The 22,501-nt window shown below is 57.7% G+C and carries 14 protein-coding genes and 1 pseudogene; 13 read left to right on the plus strand and 2 right to left on the minus strand.

Translation table 11 applies throughout. The features are described from left to right. The first annotated feature begins 227 nt into the window (after window positions 1-227). Entirely contained in the window at window positions 228-3,827 is a 3,600-nt protein-coding gene (locus JMF85_RS14665) for a CheR family methyltransferase (RefSeq protein WP_201318433.1), read from the plus strand. 211 nt (window positions 3,828-4,038) lie between these two features. Here the strand turns inward: JMF85_RS14665 and JMF85_RS14670 are convergent, their stop codons facing one another. Together JMF85_RS14670 and JMF85_RS14675 are read right to left on the minus strand one after the other, a co-directional pair. Further along, entirely contained in the window at window positions 4,039-5,217 is a 1,179-nt protein-coding gene (locus JMF85_RS14670) for an IS110 family RNA-guided transposase (RefSeq protein WP_201318434.1), read from the minus strand. Window positions 5,218-5,544: 327 nt separating this feature from the next. Continuing rightward, a complete protein-coding gene (locus JMF85_RS14675; RefSeq protein ID WP_127608477.1) occupies window positions 5,545-7,332 on the minus strand; it encodes an Rqc2 family fibronectin-binding protein in 1,788 nt (595 codons plus the stop codon). Between the two features lie 226 nt (window positions 7,333-7,558). Here JMF85_RS14675 and JMF85_RS14680 point away from each other — a divergent pair, with 226 nt between their 5' ends. The 12 genes and pseudogenes from JMF85_RS14680 to rsmB all read left to right on the plus strand — a co-directional run bounded on the left by JMF85_RS14680 (window position 7,559) and on the right by rsmB (window position 22,417). Next, entirely contained in the window at window positions 7,559-10,345 is a 2,787-nt protein-coding gene (locus JMF85_RS14680; protein ID WP_201318435.1) for a calcium-translocating P-type ATPase, SERCA-type, read from the plus strand. 158 nt (window positions 10,346-10,503) lie between these two features. Next, window positions 10,504-11,352: a diaminopimelate epimerase gene (dapF, locus tag JMF85_RS14685; RefSeq protein ID WP_155615689.1), complete on the plus strand. Its 849-nt coding sequence runs from the start codon at window positions 10,504-10,506 to the stop codon at window positions 11,350-11,352. 24 nt (window positions 11,353-11,376) lie between these two features. Further along, complete coding sequence (locus JMF85_RS14690; protein WP_141333709.1) at window positions 11,377-13,281, plus strand: bifunctional homocysteine S-methyltransferase/methylenetetrahydrofolate reductase; 1,905 nt, start codon at window positions 11,377-11,379, stop codon at window positions 13,279-13,281. 29 nt (window positions 13,282-13,310) lie between these two features. Beyond that, on the plus strand, window positions 13,311-14,192 hold the full coding sequence (locus JMF85_RS14695) for a YicC/YloC family endoribonuclease (protein ID WP_201318436.1): 882 nt from the start codon (window positions 13,311-13,313) through the stop codon (window positions 14,190-14,192). A 76-nt stretch (window positions 14,193-14,268) separates the two neighbouring features. Next, window positions 14,269-14,529, plus strand: coding sequence for an extracellular matrix/biofilm regulator RemA (remA, locus tag JMF85_RS14700; RefSeq protein ID WP_009672664.1), 261 nt, complete (start codon window positions 14,269-14,271; stop codon window positions 14,527-14,529). Beyond that, window positions 14,519-15,159, plus strand: a pseudogene (gene gmk, locus JMF85_RS14705) (guanylate kinase). Before remA ends, gmk begins: the two are co-directional and overlap by 11 nt. Window position 15,160: 1 nt before the next feature. Further along, window positions 15,161-15,376, plus strand: coding sequence for a DNA-directed RNA polymerase subunit omega (rpoZ, locus tag JMF85_RS14710; protein WP_054798758.1), 216 nt, complete (start codon window positions 15,161-15,163; stop codon window positions 15,374-15,376). A gap of 57 nt (window positions 15,377-15,433) precedes the next feature. Then, complete coding sequence (gene coaBC / locus JMF85_RS14715; protein WP_155615688.1) at window positions 15,434-16,657, plus strand: bifunctional phosphopantothenoylcysteine decarboxylase/phosphopantothenate--cysteine ligase CoaBC; 1,224 nt, start codon at window positions 15,434-15,436, stop codon at window positions 16,655-16,657. Further along, window positions 16,654-19,152, plus strand: a complete 2,499-nt coding sequence (gene priA / locus JMF85_RS14720) for a primosomal protein N' (RefSeq protein ID WP_201318437.1) — start codon at window positions 16,654-16,656, stop codon at window positions 19,150-19,152. The genes coaBC and priA overlap by 4 nt, the downstream gene beginning before the upstream one ends. A gap of 294 nt (window positions 19,153-19,446) precedes the next feature. After that, window positions 19,447-19,932, plus strand: a complete 486-nt coding sequence (gene def / locus JMF85_RS14725; protein WP_127608470.1) for a peptide deformylase — start codon at window positions 19,447-19,449, stop codon at window positions 19,930-19,932. Between the two features lie 17 nt (window positions 19,933-19,949). Further along, entirely contained in the window at window positions 19,950-20,897 is a 948-nt protein-coding gene (gene fmt / locus JMF85_RS14730) for a methionyl-tRNA formyltransferase (protein WP_127608490.1), read from the plus strand. Between the two features lie 8 nt (window positions 20,898-20,905). After that, on the plus strand, window positions 20,906-22,417 hold the full coding sequence (gene rsmB / locus JMF85_RS14735; protein ID WP_201318438.1) for a 16S rRNA (cytosine(967)-C(5))-methyltransferase RsmB: 1,512 nt from the start codon (window positions 20,906-20,908) through the stop codon (window positions 22,415-22,417). Window positions 22,418-22,501: the final 84 nt, after the last annotated feature.

Genomic DNA, 22,501 nt, shown 5'->3' on the forward strand with positions numbered 1-22,501 from the left:
AGCCCGGGAGCTTGTCAGCCCCGGGCTTATTTGCGCTGCAGGTCGTGCACATTTTGCAGCCATCTGGCGGAAGCGCCGTCGTGCAACATCTTCGCCTGCATGGGGAGTAGGACCGAAAAAAGGTATTTGTTGGGTAAATAGGGATTTTGATGCAGAGTACCCATTTTGATATAATAGACTGGACAACGGTGTGCGGAACAACGCCGAATGAAATGAGGTTGAGGTGAATGAGTGATAAACCAGCGATACAAGAAAGACGGAAGCAGCCTGCTGCTGGCGGTTATATCGTAGGAATTGGCGCCTCTGCAGGCGGTCTGGAGGCGCTGCAGCACTTCTTCGATCATATGGTAGCGGACAGTGGCTTGTCTTTTGTGGTCATTCAGCATCTTTCACCGAATTACAAGAGTTTCATGGCGGAGATTTTGGCCAAGAACACTCGGATGCGCATATACGAAGCGGAGAATCAAATGGAGGTGAAGCCGAACTGCGTCTATTTGATTCCGCCGCGCAAAGCGATTACGATCAAAAACCGAAAGCTGCAAGTGACCGGTTATTTGCAATCGGCCGGTCTTTATCTGCCGATCGACATGTTTCTGACTTCGCTGGCCATGGATGTGGGCACCCAAGCGGTCGGCGTCATTTTGTCCGGCACGGGAAGCGACGGCACGCGCGGTGCGGAGGCGATCAAGGAGCACGGGGGTCTGGTTATCGTGCAGGACGAGAAGTCGGCGAAATTCGACGGGATGCCGAATAGCGCCCGATCGACCGGCTGCGTCGACCACGTGCTTGCGCCGAGCGCGATAGCCAATTACTTGTTGGGTCGGGCGGTCGTCGATCATGAGAAAGAAAGGGATATGCCGGGGGACGAAGCGCTGCCATCTATCGTCGGTTGGGACGAGCAAACGATGCAGCGCGTTTTCGAATTGCTGAACATGTCCAGAGGCATCGATTTTTCGCACTACAAGCAGAACAGCATCTTCCGTCGCATGGAGCGTCGAATGAGCATGATCGGCATGAACAAGCAGGCCGATTATTTGCAGCTGCTGCAGAACGACGAGAACGAGCTCGGTTCGCTCGTCAAGGACCTGCTGATCGGCGTTACGCGCTTTTTTCGCGATGCACAAGCGTTCGAGGCGCTGCAGCACAAAGTGATTCCCGCGATCTTGGAAAGCAAGCAAAGCGAGCGGCAAATCCGAATATGGGCGGCCGGCTGCTCGACCGGAGAAGAGGCGTACTCGCTGGCGATATTGTTTCACCAGCATATGGCGAAGACCGGGCAATCGTTCTCGGTAAAAATTTTCGCAACCGATCTGGATCAAGACTCGATTGATTTCGCGGGACATGGCGTGTATCCGGAAGCTGCCATGAAGGGCGTCTCCAAGCGGCTTCGCAAGACGTATTTTACGCAAATCGGCGATATGCACCAGATCAACAAAGAAATCCGCAACATGGTTGTGTTTGTGTCTCACAACATGATCAAAGATCCTCCATTTCATAATTTGGACTTGATCACATGCCGCAACATGCTGATTTACTTGCAATCGGACATGCAGCAGAAGCTCATCTCTTTATTCCATGCTGCTTTGAATCCGAACGGTTATCTGTTCCTCGGGCCAAGTGAAACGCTCGGACGACTGGCGAATTTGTTCACGCCGTTCGAGCGTAAATGGAACATATTTCAGCAGCACAGCATCAACTCGAATAAAGCTGCGGCCGGAGTTCCCGGAATGAACGGTTCTGCGCATATCCCGAAGATTCATCAGATGGCACAGAGGTGGGTTCCGCTCTCGAAAGAGGTTCACGGCTGCAAAAAAACGGACGATTTGTACACGACGTTCGTCGATGAACATTTGCCACCATGCATGGTTATCGACGAGAACAACGAAGTGCTGCACTTGAGCGGCAACATCAATCCGTACTTGGCGCTTGCGCGCGGAAAGCCGAGCTGGAACATCTATAAGATGGTGGAGGCGCATTTGTCGGTGGCGATCGTTACGGCGATCCAGAAGGTACGCAGGGAACGGCGCGCTATTTATTACAAAGACATCAAGGTCAACAATTCGGAGCATTCGCCGTACATTAACCTGATAGTCAAGCCGTTCTCGTTGACCAATAAAAAGTTCGACAAGCTCGTGCTCGTTTCGTTCGAGGAGTCGGCGCAGCAGCAGTCGCCGCAGGTACGCGTCGTCGAATCGTTCGATATTGAAAATAACGTAAACCAGCGTATGGTGGAGCTCGAGCAGGAGCTGCAGCGGGCCGAAGAGTCGCTGCAGGCTACGATCGAGGAGCTGGAAACGTCGAACGAAGAGCTGCAGGCGACCAATGAAGAGCTGGTGGCCGCCAATGAAGAGCTGATGAGCACGAACGAAGAGCTGCAGTCCGTCAACGAGGAACTGGTGACGGTCAACCTCGAATATCAGTACAAAATTTTAGAACTGACCGATTTGAACAATGATATGGATAACTTTCTGGTCAGCACAAGGATCGGCACCATTTTTCTGGACCGGAATATGTGCATTCGCCGGTTCACGCCAGTGATCGCTCAGGAGATCAATTTGCTGGATGCCGACTGCGGCCGGCCGCTCGCGCACATCTCGCACAACTTCCGCTATAACGGCTTCGTGGAAGACGCGAAGCGAGTGCTCCGAACGTTAGTGCCCGAAGAGCGGGAGATCCAGAACCAAGGCGGCAAATGGTACAGCATGCGCGTGCTGCCGTATCGGACGAGCGACAATGTTATTAAAGGAATCGTGCTTACTTTTGTCGATATTACCGAGCTGAAGAGCGCCAATATCGAAATGCTGAAGCTGTCGTACGCCATTGAACAAAGCCCGTCGATTACCGTCATTGCCGGTTTGGACGGGACCATCGAATACGTCAATCCGAAATTCACGGAAGTGACCGGATTCGAGCCGGCCGACGCCATAGGCGGGCACATTCGAGAACTGCAGCATTGGGAAGGTTCCAGCGTGCCGTTCACGGAAATTTGGAGCCTGCTGTCGGAGGGTCAAGAGTGGAAGGGCGAGCTGGAGAGCCACAGCAGGAACGGATTGACTTACTGGGAATCGGTCAAGTTTTTGCCGATCAAAGATAGCGAAGGACAGACGATTCATTATCTGAAAATCGCTGAAGATATGTCCGAGCGGAGACATACGGAAGAATTGCTGCGCAAGTCGGAAATGCTTTCGGCCGTCGGCCAGCTGGCAGCGGGCATCGCCCATGAAATCCGCAACCCTCTTACCGCGCTGAAAGGGTTCACCAAGCTGCTCCGTTCGGGGGCTCATAACGATAGTTATTTATCGATCATGTCCGCCGAGCTGGAGCGGATCGAGCAAATCGTCAGCGAGCTCCTCGTGCTCGCGAAGCCGCAGGCGGTCGATTATTTGCCGAAGTCGGTCTCCTCCATTCTGAACGATGTGATCATGCTGCTTGATACGCAGGCGATCATTACGAATGTCGAAATCGTCAATGAAATCGACGATCCGCTGCCGCTCATCAGTTGTGTGGAAAACCAATTAAAGCAGGTATTCATTAATGTGGTGAAGAACGGCGTCGAGGCGATGCCGGACGGCGGACAATTAATTGTGCGCGCGCGCCTTGCAGCAGACGGTATGGTGAACATCGGGTTTATCGATCATGGCTGCGGTATTCCCGAAAAGAAGCTTGCGCGTCTCGGAGAACCGTTCTACACGACGAAAAGCAATGGGACCGGCCTGGGTCTGATGGTCAGCTATAAAATTATTGAAAACCATCAAGGCGTGATGGTAATTACGAGCAAAGAAAATGTCGGAACGGCCGTTGTCATTCAGCTGCCGACGATCTCCTGATTTTCTTCCAATACAAGACCCAGCAGATCTTTTTTGGCGCAAGGGAAAGCGTACCAGCCTTCCTATATGTGGGGGAAGCGGGTGAAGCGCAAAAAAACCAGCTAATGTTTGTCAAGCTCTGAGATCTTGGCTTAGAATCGAATTGCTGATATAATTTTCTGAGCATGCCAAATAACCTCCATTGGCGTGGAGGTTTTTGGTTAAATATGGTTTATGCGTGGTAGGGCTGGCTCTTATTCAAGATGGCGTAAATGTGATGCAATAGCTTGTTGGCGCAAGCAATCACCGTCACCTTGTAGGGCTTGCCCTCTAGTCTTTTCTTATCATAGTAAGCCTTTAGCCTCGGGTTCGTGCCGCGCCTTAATCCGCATTGAGCTGCCATATACAAGGCTCTACGCAAGCGTTTTGAGCCCCGCTTTGTTATTCGGTTGCTAGAGGCCGTAAATTGTCCGGAGCTGTACACACCAGGATCCAGCCCCGCAAATGCTACAAGCTGCTTAGCATCTCCGAATTGGCTTGCGTCTCCGATTTCCGACACTATGGCTGCTGCCAGTTTATCCCCTATCCCCGGAATACTCTTTATGAGTTCGACTTCCGGCAGTAATTCCGCTAGCCGATCCATCTGTTCTTCAATCGTTTGGAGCTGTTCCCGCATGGTGAGAAGTAACGAAACCATACTCGACAGCATCTGAATTTGAGCGGCGCTCTTCTTCTCCCTTGACCACACTTGCAGGATCTTACCCAACCGCTCTGTTTTCGTACCTATCCAGGATTCGGAATGCGACTTCCCGGCAACCTGACGGATGAGTTCATCCAATTCTTGCGTCTGACCAGACAAGCAAGCCTGCAGAGCCTTTAGAGCCGTGACTGAGTAGAGATCGTAGAACACTTCCTCATAGGAAGGAAACACCTGATCCAGCAGCGCCCGCATATTGAGCTTCGCCTGAACATAAAGCGAGGTGACGAATTCGTGCTGTCGGGTTACATGCTGAAGTTCCGTATAATTCTCGTTCCAGCTTCGATGCGGGTGCACATCGCCGCGGTAATACATCTCGGCCAAGTGCCAAGCGTCCGCCGCATCCGTCTTCACCTTTCGAAGTTGTGCGCTCTTCGCACGTTTGGACAGAAGCGGATTGACGATGATATGTTTGATTCCGCTTGTTGTCAAATACGCCACCACGACACGGTGATAATGGCCCGTCGCCTCCAGAATGACAACCGGTTCTTCTCCCGTACGTTCTCTGAGCTCGATCAGCACTTCCCCAAGTCGCCTAAATCCCAATTCTGTGTGCCTTATGGATTCCGATTTTCCATAGGCCTCATTACGCTTAAGAAATGCTTGGATCATACTTGTCCCTTTCGATACATCCAAACCTACAACCGGTTCCATTTCATCCTCCTGAATTATAGTCCGCCGGCACTCCCACGATGGTTCCAAACCCATAGCTTCGCTTGTGATGCGAGGTCATAGCCTCAACCAGCTCAAACATGGTCATTGGGGGCAGTGGGAGAACAGTTTTTTTGACGGGGTCGAACCCCAAAAAAGCCCACGTTCTCCCGGCTACCGCCATCGTAATGCACCTAAGGAAATAGGCCAACCAGAAGTTTCTGGCTGACCTCATAATACGAAAAAGACCGCCTGTCCCGGAATGCAGCATGTCCTTGCTGCTTCATCAAGGGACCGGCGGTCTTTATGTCGTTCTCCCGGCGGCGAACGTTATTTCACGGTAAAGGGCAGCTGTTTAATCCGTTCGGGGTCCGGTGTGACGAACAGCGTCTTCTGATGATCGTAGATGACGAAGCCGGGCTTGGCGCCGCTCGGTTTACGGACGTGCTTGACCAGCGTATAATCGACCGGCACTCCGCTGGATTCCTTCGCTTGGCTGTAATACGCGGCGAGCTGCGCCGCTTCGAGCAGCGTGGCGTCGCCGAATTCCGCGCTGCGAATGACAACGTGAGAGCCGGGAATATCCTTCGTATGCAGCCACGTATCGCCGGGTCCGGCGAGCCGGTTGGTCAAGTACTCGTTCTGCGTATTGTTCTTGCCCACATAAAGAGCAATGCCTTCGCTGGATGTGTAGCAGGCGAGCTGCGGCCTGGCGTTTGCCTTCTTGCGCTTGCCCTTCTTGCCGCGGTCGCGCAAGTAACCTTGTTCTGTCAGTTCCTCGCGGATTTCCTCGATATCGGAGAGGCTCGCGCTCGTAAGCTGCTGCAGCAAATTGTCCAGATAGGCGATTTCCTCGTGCGCCTGCTGCATTTGCTCCTTCACGACGCTTAGGCTGTTTTTGGCTTTCGTATATTTTTTGAAGTACCGCTGGGTATTTTCAGACGGTGACAGCAGCGGGTCCAGCTCGATTTCGATCGGACGCTGTTCTTCATCGTAGTAGTTAATCACTTCGATACGGCTGTCGCCTTTGCGGATCTGATGCATGGAGGCGGTCAGCAGCTCGCCGAGAATCCGGAAACGATCGGCCTGCTGCGCGTCCTGCAGCGTTTCCTCCAGTTTCTCCAGCTTCTTCACGTTCTTGGTCCGCTCGTTCGTCAGTAAGCGGAACAGGTCGCTGACCCGCTGCTTGACCGTATCCCGCTCGGCTTTATCGCTGTAATAGGCTTCCAGGCAGGCGCTTATCGAATCGAATCGGCGCATGCCGCCGCCGATATGCGTCAGTTCGAGGATGGAGAAGTAGCTCTTTCCCGACGACGGATGCTCGGTTATGACAGGCGTCAGCTGCCTTCGCTCCAGCTTGCCGATGAGCTCATGGAACGGCTCCCACAGCTTGCGTACGGCTGAGGCCGCGTCAAGCTCCGGGTCAAAGGCGCCGCCGAAGGCGCGGTATGCGAGCTCGCGCGCCACAAGCGGGCTGATGCCGCTAAAGCGCTGTACGATCGCTTGCTCCCACAGCCGGGCGCCGTATTCCCCGCCGGCTTCCAGCAGCCCGGCGGCCGTATCGCCGAGCTGCTGCTCGAATGCGTCCGCACTCAGGCCGAGCGGCAGCGTCTTGTGCTGCTCCGGCGGAGCTGTGTAACGTACGCCGGGCATGACGATCCGGTAGCTGCTGATCGCCGGTGTGACGTGATGAATGCCGTCCAGAATCGTGCCGGTCGCCGGGTCTAGCAAAATAATGTTGCTATGGCGGCCCATAATTTCCACGACGATCGTCTTCAAGGACAGGTCGCCGAGCTCGTCGCGCTGCCGGATGTGGAAGCGGATGACGCGCTCCATGCCCGGCTGATCGATCGCTTCAATGATGCCGTTCTCGCAATGCTTGCGCAGCAGCATGCAGAACATCGGCGCTTCGAGTGGATTCAAGAAGCTTTCCTCCGTAACGTGTACACGCGGATAGGTCGGGCTGGCCGATAACAGAAGCTTCGTATTTTTGCCTCCGGCGCGAAGCTGCATCACGATATCGTTCGCGGAGGGCATTTGCACTTTATTGATACGGGCGGGCAGGAGGCTTTGCAGCTCGCTTACGAGCCCGTGTGTAACGAGACCGTCAAAAGACATGAGGGAACAACTCCAATCGTGTTTGCCGCTGCGGCGCGGCCAGGCTTACCAGCCGGACCGGACACGCGTTGCGGGCAAACGTAGGCTAAGTTTTAAACGCTACCCCCTATCATGCCATATTTTCATCAAAAACTTAAGGTCTTTTTGCAGCTGCAGGAAAACGTGCTAATTTGCGGCTTGTCTGAATACATTTACCCTAGACAACCTTATGGGAGGGAATGAGCAGATGAGTCAGAAACCGTGGTATCAATGGACGGCCGAGGAGATCTTGCAGTCGTCGGGAACAGAGCCCTCACAAGGCTTGAGCTGGGAGGAGGCGGACAAGCGGCTCGGCTCGCAGGGCAAGAACGAGCTGGCCGAAGGTCAGAGCATCTCGCCGATCACGTTGTTCCTGAATCAATTTAAAGATTTTATGGTGCTTGTGCTGGTAGGAGCCACGCTTGTTTCCGGATTGCTCGGGGAGTATTTGGATGCCATTACGATCATTGCGATCATCATTATGAACGGCATTCTCGGCTTTGCCCAGGAGTTTCGGGCGGAGCGTTCGCTGCGCGCGCTGAAGGAACTGTCGGCCCCGAACGCCAAGGTGGTAAGAGCGGGCAAGCTCGAGCTGATTCCGGCCCGCGATCTCGTGCCCGGCGATCTCGTGCTGCTCGAAAGCGGAGACCGGGTGCCGGCCGACATTCGTTTCATCGAAACGTTCGGCACTTACATCGAGGAATCGGCTCTAACCGGAGAGTCCGTGCCGGTGGCCAAGCATACATCCCCGCTGACGCAGGACGATATTCCGCTAGGCGATCAGCGCAACCTCGGTTTCATGGGAACGATGGTCACCCGGGGAACGGCCAGAGGGGTTGTCGTACGCACCGGCATGCAGACGGAGATGGGCAAGATCGCCGATCTTATCCAGAATACCGATGCCATGGAAACGCCGCTGCAGCATCGGCTCGAGCAGCTCGGTAAAATATTGATCATCGTCGCGCTGGCGCTGACGGTGCTTGTCGTCGTCGCGGGGATTGTACACGGCCAAGAGCCTTACGGCATGTTTCTCGCGGGCGTCAGCCTGGCGGTCGCTGCGATTCCCGAAGGGCTGCCGGCGATCGTCACGATCGCGCTCGCGCTCGGCGTGCAGCGGATGATTCAGCGCAAGGCGATCGTCCGCAAGCTGCCGTCGGTCGAGACGCTCGGCTGCGCGTCGGTGATTTGCTCGGATAAGACCGGCACGCTGACACAGAACAAAATGTCCGTGACGCACCTGTGGCTGGGCGGCGAGGTGCTGGAGGTGACGGGCGACGGGTACGAGCCGAACGGGAGCATCATGAACCGGGGCAAGCCCGCCGACCTGCGCGACAATCAGATGCTCCGTCGTCTGCTCCAGGTCGCCGTGCTGTGCAATAACGCCATGCTATATGAAGAAGCGAACGAAACGAAGAAGAAGAAGGAGGCGACCGAGCGGAGCGGCGTCTGGGCGATTAAAGGCGACCCGACGGAAGGCGCGCTGACCGTGCTCGGAGCAAAAGCGGGTCTTACGAAACAAGCGCTCGACGGGCTGTACCGGCGCACGCTTGAGCTTCCGTTCGATTCCGAGCGGAAGCGGATGTCCGTGATCGTCGAGCATCAAGGCGGACGGATGGCATGCACGAAAGGAGCGCCGGATTTGCTCGTTCAGCAATGCGCCTATGTGCTGTGGGACGATAAAGTCATTCCGTTCACCTCGACGCTGAAGCAAAAGGTGCTCGCCGCAGCCGAGGGCATGGCCAAAAACGCGCTGCGCGTGCTCGGTCTTGCGTACCGCGATTTGAAAGCGACGGAGCGGAATCTTGATGAGTCGACCGTCGAGAGTCAGCTCGTGTTCATCGGTCTGACCGGCATGATCGATCCTCCTCGCCGCGAGGTGCGCGACGCGATCGTGAAGTGCCGCCGCGCCGGCATCAAGACGGTCATGATCACCGGCGACCATCAGACGACGGCGGAGGCGATTGCGAAGCAGCTCGGCATTTTGCAGCAGGACGGGCTGGCCTTGAACGGCCAACAGCTTGCCGCCATGAGCGACGACGAGCTGGATAAGCGGGTGAACGACGTGTTCGTGTACGCGCGCGTATCGCCGGAGCATAAGCTGCGCATCGTCAAGTCGCTGCAGCGCCAAGGCCACACGGTTGCGATGACCGGCGACGGGGTCAACGACGCGCCTGCGATCAAGGCGGCCGATATCGGCATTGCGATGGGCATCAGCGGCACGGACGTCTCCAAAGAAGCGTCGTCGCTCGTCTTGTCCGACGACAACTTCGCGACGATCGTGGCGGCGATTGAGGAAGGCCGGGGCATTTACGAGAACATCCGTAAATTCATCCGATACCTGCTGGCGTCGAATGTAGGCGAAATTATGACGATGTTCCTCGCGATGATGGCCGGCCTGCCGCTGCCGCTCGTGCCGATTCAAATTTTGTGGGTGAACCTGGTGACGGACGGGCTGCCGGCGATGGCGCTTGGCGTCGACCAGGCAGAGAGAGATTTGATGCAGCAAAAGCCGCGTTCGGCCAAAGAAAACATCTTCGCCCGCCGGCTCGGCTGGAAAATCGTCAGCCGCGGAATCTTGATCGGGCTTTGTACGCTGGCGGCATTCTACATTACGCTGAAACAGGGCGCCGATAGCCCGAACGCGCTCATGAAAGCGCAGACCGTGGCGTTCGTTACGCTGGTTATGGCTCAGTTGATTCACGTGTTTGATTGCCGCAGCTCGCGCTCGATTTTCCATCGCAACCCGCTCCAGAACGTTTGGCTCGTGCTGGCGGTGGCGTCTTCGCTGCTGCTGATGTTCCCGGTGCTTTACGTCGACGCGCTGCAGCCAATCTTCAAGACGGTGCCGCTCGGTCTCGTCGATTGGGGGCTTGTGCTCGTGTTCGCGGGTATTCCGACGTTCCTTATGGGGCTGGGCAGCTTGCTCAGCACGTCCAAACGCAAACAGACGACGCTGCCCAAAGGGCGCAACCCGATGAAGCCCGTCGTCCGATAAGAATCTCTAAACATGCGGCCCGAGCCGCCTGCAGCGAAGCAGGGGCTAAGGCCGTTGCTTTTTTTGGAGCGATGCGGTAAAATTTTGCGGAACCGCTTTGCAGCGTCACTTTTTTACGCTATAGTAGGGGATAAACCGTAAAAATGGGAGTTTTCGCTATGAATTTCACGAAAATGCACGGATTGGGCAACGATTTCATCGTTTTTTCCAATACGGAGACGCTTCCCGCCGACGCTTCCGAGCTGGCTGTCCGCTTGTGCGACCGCCATTTCGGGATCGGGGCCGACGGACTCGTGTTCGTGCTGCCGTCCAACCGTGCTGACTATATGATGCGCATTATCAATTCCGATGGCTCGGAGGCCGAACAATGCGGCAATGCGATCCGCTGCGCGGCGAAGTACATTTACGACAACGGGCTTGTCGATGCGGGGCAAACCGAGCTGACGATCGAGACGATCGGCGCCGGGCCGCAAGTCGTCCAGCTCCAGGTGGAGAACGGACGGGTGACCCGGGTGCGCGTCGATATGGGCGAGCCGGTACTCGCCGGCTTGCAGGTGCCGACGACGGTCGACGCCGAGCCGGTGCTGGAGCATCCGGTCGCGGTAGACGGCCGTGAATTCACGTTTACCGCCGTGTCGATGGGCAATCCGCACTGCGTCATTTTCGTGGAGGACGCGGTCCGTTTCGACTTGGCCGCATGGGGGCCGAAGCTGGAAACGCACCCGCTGTTTCCGCGCCGCATCAACGTCGAGTTCGCTACGGTCAAAAGCCGGGACTATGCGGATATGCGCGTCTGGGAACGAGGCGCCGGTCCTACGCTGGCCTGCGGGACAGGCGCCTGCGCGACACTCGTTGCCGGCGTGTTGAACGGCAAAATGGACCGGAAGGGCATTGTCGCTCTGAAGGGCGGCGAGCTGCTGATCGAATGGAACGAGACGGACAACCGCGTGTACATGACCGGTCCTGCCGAGACGGTGTATACGGGAACGCTCCCGTCACTTATATAAGAAGCAAGAAAGGGGAGGCCGCGAGTGAAACCGGATTTGAGAGAAGCGCTGCGCCGTGGCGTGCTGGTCGGAGATGGGGCGATGGGCACCTATTTATATCAAATGGGCTTTCCCGTCGGCATCTCCTACGAGGAATTGAATTTGCTCAAGCCCGACGTCATTCGGGACGTCCATCGGCGATATTATGAAGCGGGCGCGCGGTTGATCGAGACGAATACTTTCTCCGCAAACCGCGAGAAGCTGTCGAAGTTCGGTCTGGAGGGAGAAGTCGAGGCGATTAACCGGGCCGGCGTGAAGCTGGCGCGTCAAGCGGTCGGGGACGATGCCTATGTCGTCGGGGCTGTCGGTTCGATTCGCGCAGGCAAACGGAAGAACGTCCGTACCGCCAAGGTCAAGGAAGATTTGCGCCAGCAGATCGAGGTGCTGGTCGATGCGGGCGTGGACGGGCTGCTGCTTGAAACGTTTTTCGATTTGGAGGAAATGATGCTTGCGCTGAAGCTGATTCGCAAAGTCAGCTCTCTGCCGGTCATTTGCCAGTTTACGACCGAAGGCGTCGGCGCGACGATGGACGGGGTGCCGATGCCCGAGGCTTTCTCGAAGCTGCTCGCGGCTGGCGCAGACGTCGTCGGCTTCAACTGCCGCAGCGGCCCGAACGGTCTCCTGCGCTCCCTCGAACAGGCGAGCGGCATGGACGAGAAGCCGCCGTTCTCGGTGTTCCCGAACGCGGGACTGGCCGATTACGTGGACGGCCGGTATACGTTCGCCGCAACGCCGTCCTATTTCGGCGAGTCCGCCCGTAAATTCGCCGATCTCGGCGCACGCATTGTCGGCGGTTGCTGCGGCACGACGCCGGAGCATATCGCCGCCATCGCCGCCGCTCTGGAAGGCTACATGCCGAACGAGAGCGGGGCGCAGACACGGGGGATAAGCGGCGAAGCCGGCGTCTTTGCGACGAGTGAATGGCAGAAGGTGCGCGGTATCGCGATCACGGAGCCGCCACCCGCGGAGCCGACGATTGTCGATCTCGTCAAGGAACGGCCGACGGTTATCGTAGAACTCGACCCGCCTCGCGATTTGGATATCGCGAAGTTTATGCAGGGCGCGGCCGCTTTGAAGGAAGTCGGCGTCGACGCGCTGACGATGGCCGACAATTCGCTAGCCGTGACGCGGATGAGCAATCTGGCGCTCGGTTCGATCGTGCAGGAACGCGTCGGGATTCGGCCGCTTATTCACATCGCATGCCGCGACCGCAATATGATCGGTACGCAGTCGCATATGATGGGGCTGCATGCGCTGGGCATCGACCACGTGCTCGCGGTCACCGGCGATCCGGCGAAATTCGGCGATTTGCCCGGCTCCAGCTCGGTGTACGATTTGACTTCGTTCGAGATCATTCGTATGATCAAACAGCTGAATGAAGGGGTTGCTTTCTCCGGGAAGCCGTTAAAGAAGAAAGCGAACTTCATCGTCGGGGCCGCCTTCAATCCGAATGTCAAATACTTGGACAAAGCCGTGCAGCGCCTCGAACGCAAAATCGAGGCGGGCGCCGACTACATCATGACGCAGCCCGTGTACAACGCCGAACTGATCGAGAGCATCTATCAAGCGACGCGTCATCTGAACATTCCGATCTTCCTTGGCATCATGCCGCTCGCCAGCGGAGGCAATGCGGAGTACCTGCACAATGAGGTGCCCGGCATTCAATTATCCGACGATGTGCGCCGGCGCATGAACGGGTTGAAGGGCGAGGAAGGACGCGCGATGGGGGTGCAAATCGCCAAAGAACTGCTTGACGTGGCGATTTCGCGGTTTAACGGCATTTACTTGATGACGCCGTTCATGGCTTACGAGATGACCGTAGAGCTGACGCAGTACGTGTGGGAGAAGGCGGGCCGCAGGGATTTCCACTTGTCCCCACTTGCAAAATGAATTAAAATAGGGTAACGGATGTGACTGCCATGGTGACGAGTATGACCGGTTTCGGACAAGCTGAGCGTTCCATCGCCGGATTTCGGATGCAGATCGACCTCAAATCGGTGAACCATCGATACTGCGAAGTGGCGGTTCGCCTTCCGCGCGAGTTTGCCCGTTATGAGAATACGGTGAAGCAGGCGATCCAACAGCGAGTGAAGCGGGGACGCGTCGACGCGTTCGTTACGGTCGAACGGGACCGTGAGGCGCCGCTCGAGGTCGATATCGATTGGGCGCTGGCGCAAAGCTACCGCCATGCGGCCGAGGCGCTCCGCGAGAAGCTCTCGCTTACGGGCGAGCTCACGCTGCGCGAGGTGCTGGGCTTGCCGGGGATTGTGTCGTTCCGCGACAAACCGGATCTCGATGAGGAGTCGCTTGAATACGAAATCGCTGCTTGCGCCAATGCCGCCGTCTCCGAGCTTGTTTCCATGCGGGAGCGGGAAGGGAATTTTTTGCTGGGGGATATTCACAGTCGCTTGGAAGCCATCGAACGGTTCCGGCAGCACGCCGCCCGGCTTGCACCTCAGATCATTCAAGAATATGCCGTCAAGCTTAGGAGCCGCATTCAGGATATGCTGCAGCAGACGGAGCTGGACGAAACGCGTCTGGCTATGGAAGTGGCACTGTTCGCGGATCGCGCGAGCATCGATGAAGAATTGATCAGGCTGAAAAGCCACGCGGAGCAATTCCGCAAGCTGCTGAGCGAAACGGAGCCCGTCGGTCGCAAGCTCGATTTTCTCGTTCAAGAAATGAACCGGGAAGTCAATACCGTCGGCTCGAAAGCGAGTCATGCGGGTCTTGCCGCCGTCGTCGTGGATATGAAAGCGGAACTCGAGAAAATACGCGAGCAGATTCAAAATATCGAGTAAATTCGGACTATCATTCTTTCTTTTCCGCTCGCGACCGAAACGCCGAGGGAAGCAAAGAACCAGGGGGAACCATTCAATGGCGATCAAACTTATCAATATCGGTTTCGGGAACATTGTTTCCGCGAATCGAATCATTTCCATCGTCAGCCCGGAATCGGCGCCGATCAAACGGATTATCCAAGAAGCGCGAGACCGCCATATGCTGATCGATGCGACCTACGGTCGCCGTACCCGTGCTGTGATTATTACCGACAGCGATCATGTGATCTTGTCCGCCGTCCAGCCGGAAACGGTGGCACACCGACTTTCCAATAAGGACGATGATCATGACGAGTAATGTAAGTGTTTCCCCTTCGGACAAAGGGATTTTGATTGTCCTGTCCGGACCATCCGGCGTAGGCAAGGGCACCGTATGCAAAGCGCTTCGCGCCTGTGCGCCGGACATCGTTTATTCGGTATCGGCTACGACGCGTTCGCCCAGAGAGGGCGAAGTCGACGGGGTGAATTATTTTTTAAGTCGAGGGAACACTTTCAGCAGTTGATCGAACAGGACCAAATGCTGGAATGGGCCGAGTACGTCGGTAATTTCTACGGAACCCCTCGCAAATTCGTGGAAGATACGTTGAACAGCGGGAAAGACATCATTCTGGAAATCGAAGTGCAGGGCGCCTTGAAGGTGAAACAAAAGTTCCCGAACGGCGTATTTATATTTTTGCTGCCTCCTTCGCTGACTGAACTGGAAAGCCGCATCGTCGGCCGCGGGACCGAATCGGAAGAATCCATTAGAAACCGGATGTCGGTCGCCTTGGAAGAAATCGCGATGATGGAGCAATACGATTATGCGATCGTGAACGATCAGGTCGATTTGGCCTGCCATCGCATTCGCAGCATCTTGACGGCGGAACATTGCCGCAAGGACCGCATGGTGTCAAAAATTCAACATTGGATGGAAGAGGTGAGAAAATAACATGTTGTATCCTTCCATTGACCGGCTTTTGGATAAAGTCGACAGCAAATACTCGCTCGTCGTCGCAGCCGCCAAACGGGCGCGCTTGCTGCGTGACGGAGCCAAAAGCGAAGTTCGTCAAAAACGCTCGCATAAATTTGTTGGCCTGGCGCTAGAAGAAATATACGAAGATCATATTTCGTACGAGAAGCTCCAAAACAAAGAAACGATTAAGTAAAACAACCCTTCGTGGTTGTTATTTTTTTAGCGCAGAAAGGGAGAGGGGATTCGGCGGATGTCGAAAGGGTTGAACGGAAAAACGATCGTCCTCGGCGTTAGCGGAGGCATCGCCGCTTATAAAGCGGCCGCGTTGTGCAGCAAGCTGGCGCAGGCGGGTGCTGAAGTTCGGGTCATTATGACCGCATCGGCCGTTAAGTTTGTGGCGCCGCTGACGTTCCAGACGTTATCGCGTCATGAGGTGGCAGTCGATACGTTCGACGAGAAGGATGCGTCCGTCGTCCAGCACATCGATCTCGCCGACCGTGCGGACCTGTTCGTCGTTGCGCCTGCGACGGCCAACGTGATTGGCAAAATGGCGCACGGACTTGGCGACGATATGCTCAGTACGACGCTGCTTGCGACGACGGCGCCGGTCCTGGTCGCACCGGCAATGAACGTGCATATGTACGCGCATCCGGCCGTTCAGCAAAATATGAAGACGCTGGCGGACCGCGGCGTTCGTTTCGTCGAACCGGGTACCGGTCAATTGGCGTGCGGTTATGTAGGCAAAGGCCGGTTGGCCGAGCCGGAGGAGATCGTGCGGGCGATCGAGCAGCATTTTGCCGAAGACGGACGGTTGAAGGGGAAGCGGGTGCTGATCACGGCTGGCGCAACGCTGGAACGCATCGATCCGGTTCGCTACATCAGCAACGATTCCTCGGGCAAAATGGGGTACGCGATCGCCGAGGCGGCGGCTCGTATGGGAGCGGACGTCACGCTTGTGTCGGGCAAGGTTTCGGTTCCGGTCCCGCCGGGCGTGACGCTCGTTCAGGCGGAATCGACACTGGAGATGCGCGATGCGGTATTGTCCCGGATGGACGATCAGGATGTGATCATCAAAGCGGCGGCGGTCGCCGATTATCGGCCGGCCGAGCAGTATGAACATAAACTCAAAAAGACGGAAGACGAAATGACGATGAGGCTGGTCAAAAATCCGGACATTCTGCAGCTTGTCGGCGAACGGAAAACGAAGCAGCTCGTCGTCGGTTTTGCGGCCGAAACCCGGGATCTGGAGAAGTTCGCGATGGACAAGCTGCAACGGAAACGGTGCGATCTGCTTGTCGCGAACGACGTGACGCTGGAAGGGGCCGGCTTCGGCACCGATACGAACATCGTGCGCATCTTCGATGCGAGCGGCTTGGTCGAAGCGCTGCCGATGCTGGGTAAGCGGGAGGTCGCATCGCGGCTGCTCAGTCTGATCGCCGACCGTCTGACGAAGGGGGATGCAACGGGCGCATGATCGCCAAAGTGATAGTCGATGTCCCGGCCAAGCCGACGAATCGCGCGTTCGACTATGTGGTGCCGGAGCCGCTGCTCGAGCTCGTGGCCGTCGGCAGCCGGGTCGGCGTCCCGTTCGGCCCGCGTACGGTGCAGGGGTTCGTGGTCGAGCTGCAGAACGGATCCGATATCGACGTAAGCAAGCTGAAGCCGATCAAGCAGGTGCTCGACGTTACGCCGCCGCTTACGCCGGAGCTCGTCAAGCTTGCCCGCTGGATCGGCCGTACGTATGTGTGCCATGAAATTGTCGCCTTGCAGGCGATGATTCCCGGCGCGTTGAAGGCGAAATACGAGCGTCACGTGGCGGTCGCGGAGGAGAGCAAACGTGCAGAGACCGCAGCGATGCTGTTTCCCGAGCATCGTATGATCGTCGATTACGTCCGCAAGCAGGAGAGCGTTGAGCTCGAGTCGCTGCTTGCGAAATTTCCCGAAGCCGGCGGGCGGATCAAGCAGCTGTTGGAGGAAGGCGTTCTTGTCGAACGGCAGATGGTCAAAGACCGGATGACGGTGAAGAAGGCGCTGACCGTGTTCCCGCCGGACGATCCGTCGCAGCTGGATGCGTGGATCGCGGAGCTGCCGGCGCGCGCGGCGAAGCAGCACGAGGTGCTGCGTTTTTTTCGCGAGCAGCCGGTACCGGAGCCCGTGAAGCTGACGGATTTGCAGACCAAGCTGCATATTACGGCATCGGCGGTCAAAGGCTTGGTGGAGCGCGGTTGGCTGCGGCTCGAGGAAGTGGAGGTGCGGCGGGATCCTTATGGGTCCCGCACCTTCAAGCCGACGACGCCGCTGCCGTTGACGCCTGAACAGCAGGACGTGTACGACCGGATTCGCCGGGCGGTGCTGGCCCGGGAGCGGCGCATCTTTCTGCTGCACGGCGTAACCGGAAGCGGCAAGACGGAAGTATACCTGCAGTCCATCCAGACGTGTCTGGATCAGGGACGCGAAGCGATCGTGCTCGTGCCCGAAATCTCGCTGACGCCGCAAATGGTGGAGCGGTTCAAGGGCCGGTTCGGCCACCAAGTCGCCGTGCTGCACAGCCGTTTGTCGCATGGGGAGCGTTATGACGAGTGGCGCAAAATCGTACGCCGCGAGGTGCGTGTCGTGATCGGCGCAAGATCGGCGGTATTCGCGCCTTTTACGAAGCTCGGCCTCATTATTATCGATGAAGAACACGAATCGACCTATAAGCAGGAAGAGAGCCCGAAGTACCATGCGCGCGACGTGGCGATCGCCCGCGCGCGCGAGCATGGGGCATCGGTTGTGCTCGGTTCGGCGACGCCGTCGCTGGAGAGCATGTACCGCACCAGCGTTGAGGCAGAACGGCTGGCCACGGAGGACCGGCCGCGCTTCGAGCTGTTGTCGATGGCAAGCCGGGTGGAAGGCCGTCCGCTGCCTCCGGTGCATATCGTCGATATGCGGGAGGAGCTCAAGAACGGCAATCGCTCGATGTTCAGCCGCGCGTTGTATAAAGCGATCGAAGTACGGTTACACAAGAAAGAACAGATCGTTTTATTGCTGAACCGCCGCGGGTATGCGACGTTCGTCATGTGCCGCACGTGCGGGTATGTGGCGCAGTGTCCGCATTGCGACATTTCACTCACGTACCATCAGAGCTCGCGCGCCGTCCGCTGCCATTATTGCGGCTATGCGGAGCGGGAGCTGTCCGTCTGTCCGGATTGCGGGAGCGAGCATATCCGCCATTTCGGTACCGGGACACAGCGGGTGGAAGAGGAGCTCGGCAAGCTGTTTCCCGGCATCCGGGTCATCCGGATGGACGTCGATACGACGACGGAGAAAGGCTCGCACGAGAAGTGGCTGACGATGTTCCGCAACCGCCAGGCGGATGTGCTGCTCGGCACGCAGATGGTGGCCAAGGGGCTTGATTTTCCCGATGTGACCCTGGTCGGAGCGCTGGCCGCCGATTCGGTGCTGAATCTGCCGGATTTTCGCGCGGCCGAACGGACGTTCCAGCTGCTGACGCAGGTAGCGGGCCGGGCCGGACGCCACCAGCTGCCGGGCGAGGTGTTCGTGCAGACGTACACACCGGAGCATTACAGCATCGTCAGCGCCAGCCGTCACGATTATTTGGGCTTCATGCGCAAGGAAATGCTGATGCGCAAGCTTCACCATTACCCGCCGTTTCATCAGCTGGTGCTGATTACGCTGTCTCACGAACAGGTGCAGCTGCTGATTCGTTCCGGGGAAGCGCTGGCCGGACGGTTGAAGGCGCTCGCGGTCGCTTTGCCGAAAGACTCGACGGAGTTTGAGGTCTTGGGCCCCGTCGCTTCGCCGATCTCCCGGATCAAAGATAGATATCGATTCCAATGCATGATAAAATATCGGGGAGATTCCCGCATCGAAGAGCTTGTGCAGCAAGCGGTTTCGGTGCTCGACGAACCGGTGAAGCAGCACAAGCTGACCGTCTCGATCGATGTGGACCCGCAGATCTTGATGTAAGCCGCAAGGAGAAGCCGACTTGAACGCTTATCGTCGGGTCGGCAAGCGTTGTTGAGGAAATAGCGGAGCCTCGAGTTCGTTATTTGCAGGTTGGCAAGCTTGTTTCCGGAACCGGGCGGCGTTTGAAACAGATAGCGTACGGAAGTTCCGCTATGATCCGGAGAAGTCCGTATTCGAAACAGACGGTGTTCTTGTTCCTCTTATTCCTAACGTTACCTTGTGCAGCTGCTCTACATACTATAAGTCTTAGAAGCAACAGCAAGTCATGTTTACTATAGAAAGGTGCTGAACGTTATGGCAATTAAAATCATCGTGAAAGATCCGGACCCCGTTCTGCGGGAAAAAAGCAAGCCGGTGCCGAAAATTACACCCAACATTCATAAGCTACTGGATGATATGGCCGATACGATGTACGATGCGGAAGGGGTAGGCTTGGCAGCGCCGCAAATCGGTATTTTGAAGCGTGTCATTGTGATGGACGTCGGCGACGAGCACGGGTTGATCGAGCTGATTAACCCGGAAATTATCGAGAAGGACGGCGAACAATTCGGGCCGGAAGGCTGCCTGAGCATTCCCGGACTTCGCGGGGACGTGCGCCGGGCTGAGCGCGTGAAGGTGAAAGGCTTGAACCGCAACGGCGAAGAAATCGTAATTGAAGGCAGGGAGCTGCTCGCCCGCTGCATTCAGCATGAAGTGGATCACTTGGACGGGATTTTGTATACGGACTTGGCGGAGTCGATGTATCGAACGCCTGAAGATTCGGAGCAGGACGAAGCATGAGTGTGAGAGTCGTCTTTATGGGAACGCCGGAATTTGCTGTTCCGGCGCTGCAAGCTTTACTGCGGTTCGACGGAGTCCGCGTGGTCGGGGTTGTGACGCAGCCGGACCGTCCCGTCGGACGCAAGCGTGTGCTGACACCGACGCCGGTTAAGGTCGAGGCCGAGAAGCACGCCCTGCCCGTACTGCAGCCGGAGCGTCTGCGACGGCCGGAATCGGTGGAAGCGATTCGCGAGCTGAAGCCGGATTTGATCGTCACCGCCGCTTACGGTCAAATTTTACCGAAGTCGGTGCTCGACCTGCCGAAGCTCGGCTGCATCAACATTCACGCTTCGCTGCTGCCGAAATACAGAGGCGGCGCGCCGATTCACTACGCCGTCATGAACGGTGACAAAGTGACCGGCGTCACGATCATGTACATGGCCGAAGGACTTGATACGGGCGATATGATCAGCCGTATCGAGGTGCCGATCGGCGACGAAGATACAACCGGTACGATGTTCGATAAATTAAGCGCCGCCGGGGCGGCGCTGCTGGAATCGACGCTGCCGGACTTGCTGGCCGGGCGCGTACAAGCGGTGCCGCAGGCGGATAGCGATGCGGTATACTCGCCCAACATCACGCGCGAGCAGGAGCGGATCGACTGGCACCAGCCGGCCACGGCCATCTGGAATCTGGTGCGCGCGCTGCACCCGCGTCCGGGCGCCTATACGCTATGGAACGGTGAGGTGCTGAAAATATGGGCGTGCGCCAAGCCGAATGCAGCGGAAGTTGCGAGGGCCGGCGTTCAGCCGGGCACTGTGCTGGAAGTGGGCCCCGGCGGCATCGTCGTAGCCGCAGGCGAAGGTGTGCTGCGGATTACGGAGCTGCAGCCGGCAGGCAAGAAAGCGATGGACGCCGCTACGTTCGTGCGGGGCGGACAATTGGCGCCCGGCACGGTGCTGGGTTCGCAGGATGACGGGAGCTGAGATCTAACATGAGCGACACAAGGAAAGCAGGGGCGGACAGCCGCCGCGAAGGGCAGCCGTCTGCCGGATCGCCGCAACGTGCGGGCAACGTACGCGGAGCCGGGACGAGAGGAACGTCCGGAGCAGGACGCGGGGCGGGGCGCCCGAACGCATCGGGCGGCAGGAGCGGTCCCGCCGTTAAACCGCCGGCCCGCAAGCCTGTGCGGGGCACGGCCCGGGAAGCAGCTCTCGACGTGCTGACGCGGATCGACGCCGACCGCGCTTACAGCAACCTGCTGCTGAACCAAACGCTGCAGGCGTACAAGCTTGATAAGCCGGATGCGGGCCTCGCGACGGAAATCGTATACGGGACGGTGCAGCGACTCAATACGATCGATTATTTCTTAACGCCTTTTGTGGCGAAAGGGCTGGCGAAGCTGGAGCCGTGGGTGCGAAGCTTGCTGCGTCTAAGCTTCTATCAGCTGTATTACTTGGACCGGATTCCCGACCACGCGATCGTGAACGAAGCGGTCAATCTGGCGAAGCGCCGCGGCCATTCGGGCATCTCAGGCATGGTGAACGGCGTGCTGCGCAATGTGCTCCGGCGCAAAGGCGAGCTTGCGCTGCCGGCGGATTTACCGCCAGCGGCGCGAATCGCGCTCGAAGAGTCGCACCCCGAATGGATGGTGCGGCGCTGGATCGCGCAGTACGGCGAATCCGCAGCGCGCGACTTGTGCCGCGCAAACAACGAGCCGCCCCGGGTCAGCTTGCGCGCCAATCGTCTGCGGCTCGATCCGCAGACGCTGATCGAGCGGCTGCAGAAGCAGGGCCTGGACGCGCAGGCCTCCGCGCTGGCGCCTTCCGGCGTCGTCGTTCGAGGCGGCGGCAACATGGCGCTGACGCCCGAGTTCGCAAGCGGCCTGTTCTCCGTGCAGGACGAGAGCTCGATGCTCGTCGCCGAATGGGTCGATCCGCAGCCGGGCGAACGGGTGCTCGACTGCTGCGCGGCGCCGGGCGGCAAGACGACGCATATGGCCGAGAAGATGGGCGATCGCGGCGAGATCGTCGCTTGCGACGTGCACGAGCACAAGGCGCAGCTGATCGCCGGGCAAGCGGATCGACTTGACCTGAAGTCGATCCGCACGATGACCGCCGACGCCCGCGAGCTTGACCGCTATTTTCCGCCGGGGAGCTTTGACCGGATCCTGCTCGATGCCCCGTGCTCGGGGCTCGGGGTCATCCGCCGCAAGCCGGACTTGAAGTGGGCCAAAACGGAAGCGGAAATCGCAGCCGTCTGCAGCATTCAGCGCGACCTCCTCGCGGCGGTCGCACCGCTGCTGAAGCCGGGCGGCGTGCTCGTTTACAGCACGTGTACGGTGGAGAAGGCCGAGAACGAAGAGATGGTGCAAAGCTTTTTACGCGAGCACCCCGATTTTTCGGCGGACGCGCCTCCGGGCGGGCCGGCGGCGATGCGCCAGCTGATGCCGTACGAATACGGCTCGGACGGCTTTTTTATCGCCCGTCTGCGCAAACGAGCATAAGCGTTTAAAATGTGGTAAAATAAAACGTGGCCTTTTCGGCAGTATTGCCCGAAGGGCCTTCAATTTAGAAAAAACGGGTCGTGA

Origin of the sequence: Paenibacillus sp. EPM92 (genome assembly GCF_016586185.1) — a bacterium.
Classification (GTDB): domain Bacteria; phylum Bacillota; class Bacilli; order Paenibacillales; family NBRC-103111; genus Paenibacillus_G; species Paenibacillus_G validus.

What these genes read in the sequence shown, in the direction of transcription:
- JMF85_RS14665 (WP_201318433.1), top strand. Translation starts at nt 228, where the DNA reads ATGAGTGATAAACCAGCGATACAAGAAAGACGGAAGCAGCCTGCTGCT.
- fmt (WP_127608490.1), top strand. Translation starts at nt 19,950, where the DNA reads ATGGGAACGCCGGAATTTGCTGTTCCGGCGCTGCAAGCTTTACTGCGG.
- rpoZ (WP_054798758.1), top strand. Translation starts at nt 15,161, where the DNA reads ATGTTGTATCCTTCCATTGACCGGCTTTTGGATAAAGTCGACAGCAAA.
- remA (WP_009672664.1), top strand. Translation starts at nt 14,269, where the DNA reads ATGGCGATCAAACTTATCAATATCGGTTTCGGGAACATTGTTTCCGCG.
- dapF (WP_155615689.1), top strand. Translation starts at nt 10,504, where the DNA reads ATGAATTTCACGAAAATGCACGGATTGGGCAACGATTTCATCGTTTTT.
- JMF85_RS14670 (WP_201318434.1), bottom strand. Translation starts at nt 5,217, where the DNA reads ATGGAACCGGTTGTAGGTTTGGATGTATCGAAAGGGACAAGTATGATC.
- coaBC (WP_155615688.1), top strand. Translation starts at nt 15,434, where the DNA reads ATGTCGAAAGGGTTGAACGGAAAAACGATCGTCCTCGGCGTTAGCGGA.
- priA (WP_201318437.1), top strand. Translation starts at nt 16,654, where the DNA reads ATGATCGCCAAAGTGATAGTCGATGTCCCGGCCAAGCCGACGAATCGC.
- JMF85_RS14675 (WP_127608477.1), bottom strand. Translation starts at nt 7,332, where the DNA reads ATGTCTTTTGACGGTCTCGTTACACACGGGCTCGTAAGCGAGCTGCAA.
- JMF85_RS14680 (WP_201318435.1), top strand. Translation starts at nt 7,559, where the DNA reads ATGAGTCAGAAACCGTGGTATCAATGGACGGCCGAGGAGATCTTGCAG.
- def (WP_127608470.1), top strand. Translation starts at nt 19,447, where the DNA reads ATGGCAATTAAAATCATCGTGAAAGATCCGGACCCCGTTCTGCGGGAA.
- JMF85_RS14695 (WP_201318436.1), top strand. Translation starts at nt 13,311, where the DNA reads ATGGTGACGAGTATGACCGGTTTCGGACAAGCTGAGCGTTCCATCGCC.
- rsmB (WP_201318438.1), top strand. Translation starts at nt 20,906, where the DNA reads ATGAGCGACACAAGGAAAGCAGGGGCGGACAGCCGCCGCGAAGGGCAG.